General features: G+C 67.9%; 3 protein-coding genes. 1 reads left to right on the top strand and 2 read right to left on the bottom strand.

The genetic code is table 11. The annotated features are described in order from the left end of the window. Nucleotides 1–40: 40 nt before the first annotated feature. Both VET27_RS01110 and VET27_RS01105 read right to left on the bottom strand, forming a co-directional pair. The gene (locus VET27_RS01110; protein ID WP_526514541.1) at nucleotides 41–946 is read right to left on the bottom strand and encodes an SDR family oxidoreductase; all 906 of its coding nucleotides are present in this window, start codon (nucleotides 944–946) and stop codon (nucleotides 41–43) included. A gap of 17 nt (nucleotides 947–963) precedes the next feature. Continuing rightward, complete coding sequence (locus VET27_RS01105) at nucleotides 964–1,761, bottom strand: SDR family oxidoreductase (protein ID WP_526514540.1); 798 nt, start codon at nucleotides 1,759–1,761, stop codon at nucleotides 964–966. A gap of 64 nt (nucleotides 1,762–1,825) precedes the next feature. On the opposite strand from VET27_RS01105, the gene VET27_RS01100 reads away from it, so the two are divergent. Then, a partial coding sequence (locus VET27_RS01100) for an enoyl-CoA hydratase family protein (protein ID WP_526514539.1) occupies nucleotides 1,826–2,574 on the top strand: 749 nt, incomplete at its 3' end.

Here is a 2,574-nt window from a genome sequence, read left to right as displayed (position 1 = left end):
CGGGTGATTCCTCTGGTGGTGTGCGAACCGGCCTGACGAATCAGGCCCCGTACACCGGCACCGGCGGCCGCGCCTTGGCGAGCAGTTCGGTGACCACCGGGGCCAACTCGGCCGGATCCCAGCGGGCGCCCTTGTCGATCTGCGGTCCGTGCGCCCAACCGTCGGCGACGCGGATGACGCCGCCCTCCAACTCGAAGACCTTGCCCGTGACGTCGCGCGATTCGACGCTGCCCAGCCACACGACGAGCGGCGAGACGTTCTCCGGGGCCATCGCGTCGAACGCGGCATCCTGGGTCGACATCATCTCGGCGAACACCGTCTCGGTCATCCGGGTTCGCGCCGACGGGGCGATGGCGTTGACGGTGACGCCGTAGCGGCCCATCTCGGCCGACGCGACCAACGTCATGGCCGCGATTCCTGCCTTGGCGGCGCTGTAATTGGCCTGTCCCACACTGCCTTGCAGGCCGGCACCGGAACTGGTGTTGATGATGCGCGCGTCGACGGACTCCCCGGCCTTCGCCTTGGCCCGCCAGTAGGCCGCCGCGTGTTTCATGGTGGCGAAGTGGCCCTTGAGGTGCACGGCGGTGACTGCGTCGAACTCCTCTTCGCTGGTGTTGGCGAACATCCGGTCGCGGACGATGCCCGCGTTGTTGACCAACACGTCGAGGCCACCGAAGGCGTCGACCGCGGTCTGGATGAGGCCTTCGGCTTGCGCCCAGTCGGCGACGTTGGCGCCGCTGGCGACGGCTTCCCCCCCGGCGGAGGTGATCTCGTCGACGACACCCTGGGCCGCGCTGCCGCCGCCGGCGGGCGAACCGTCCAGGCCGACACCGATGTCGTTGACCACCACACGTGCGCCCTCTGCCGCGAAGGCCAGCGCGTGCGCCCGTCCGATTCCGCCGCCCGATCCCGTGACGATGACCACCCGGCCGTCAAGCAAACCCATGTGCGTTGTCTCCTCGGTTATTTGGTTGCGCTGGTCGTGGCGAGATAGTGGGGCGGCTCTCCGCCGCCGTGCACCTCGAGCGATGCTCCGCTGATGTAGGACGCCACGTCGCTCGCCAGGAACGCGGCGGCCCAACCGACGTCGGCGGGCTTGGCGAGCCTCCCCAGCGGGACGTTGGCCGCGATGGCGGCGATGGACTCGGCGTCACCGTAGAAGAGTTCGGACTGCTCGGTCTCCACCATGCCGACGACGAGCGAGTTCACCCGCACCTTCGGCGCCCACTCGACGGCCAGTGTGGTGGTCAGGCTTTCGACGCCTGCCTTCGCCGCCCCGTAGGCCGCCGTGCCCGGCGTGGGTCGGCGGCCGCTGACGCTGGCCACGTTGATGATCGACCCACCCCGGGACTGAGTCTGCATGTGCTCGTTGGCATGTTGTGAAACCGACAGCGGCCCAATGAGGTTCAGTTCGATGATCTTCGTGCTGAACTTCGCCGAGGCGTCGGCGGCGAGTACGTACGGCGAGCCACCCGCGTTGTTCACCACGACGTCGATCCGGCCGTGACGCTCGACGATCGTGTCGATGAGGGCCTTGACCGAGTCGTCGTCACGGACGTCGCAGGACAGGAACTCATACGGCAGGCCCTCGACGGGGCGACGGGCGCACGTCACCACCGTCGCGCCCTGACCCGCGAACACTTCACTGATGCCGGCACCCACCCCTCGCACGCCACCGGTCACCAGGACGACGCGGCCGGCGAGTTGGAGGTTCACGTCAGCACCGTTGGCACCAACGGCACTGTCAGCCGAGTCGGTCACTGTGCTAGCGTACCAAGCAAGTGCTTGCTTAGGTAGCCGCCCCAGGAGTAGCTGAGGAATTCGCATGATCACCACCAAGACCATCGAGCCGGGGATCGTCTCGGTCACCGTCGACTACCCGCCAGTGAATGCGATTCCGTCGCGCGGCTGGTTCGAACTCGGCGACGCGATCACGGCCGCCGGGCGCGACATGGACACCCACGTGGTGATCCTTCGTGCCGAGGGCCGCGGCTTCAACGCGGGCGTCGACATCAAGGAGATGCAGAACACCGAGGGCTTCACCGCGCTCATCGATGCCAACCGCGGTTGCTTCCACGCGTTCCGCGCCGTGTACGAGTGCGAGGTACCCGTCGTCGCCGCGGTCAACGGATTCTGCGTCGGCGGCGGCATCGGACTGGTCGGCAACGCCGACGTGATCGTCGCGTCCGACGACGCGAAGTTCGGCCTTCCCGAGGTCGAGCGCGGCGCGCTCGGCGCCGCCACCCACCTGTCGCGGCTCGTCCCACAGCACATGATGCGCCGGCTGTTCTTCACCGCCGCGACGGTCGACGCCGCCACACTGCACAAGTTCGGCTCCGTGCACGAGGTAGTGCCACGCACCGACCTGGACGCGTCCGCACTGCGCGTCGCCCGTGACATCGCCGTCAAGGACACTCGCGTCATCCGGGCGGCCAAGGAGGCGTTGAACCTCATCGACGTGCAGAAGGTAAACGCCAGTTACCGCATGGAGCAGGGGTTTACGTTCGAGCTGAACCTTGCGGGCGTGGCCGACGAACACCGCGACGCGTTCGCGGGCACGGGCAAGGGCAAGGG

It is taken from the genome of Mycobacterium sp., assembly GCF_035633495.1.
Lineage (GTDB): Bacteria > Actinomycetota > Actinomycetes > Mycobacteriales > Mycobacteriaceae > Mycobacterium.
This window is presented reverse-complemented; position numbering and strand designations above follow the sequence as displayed.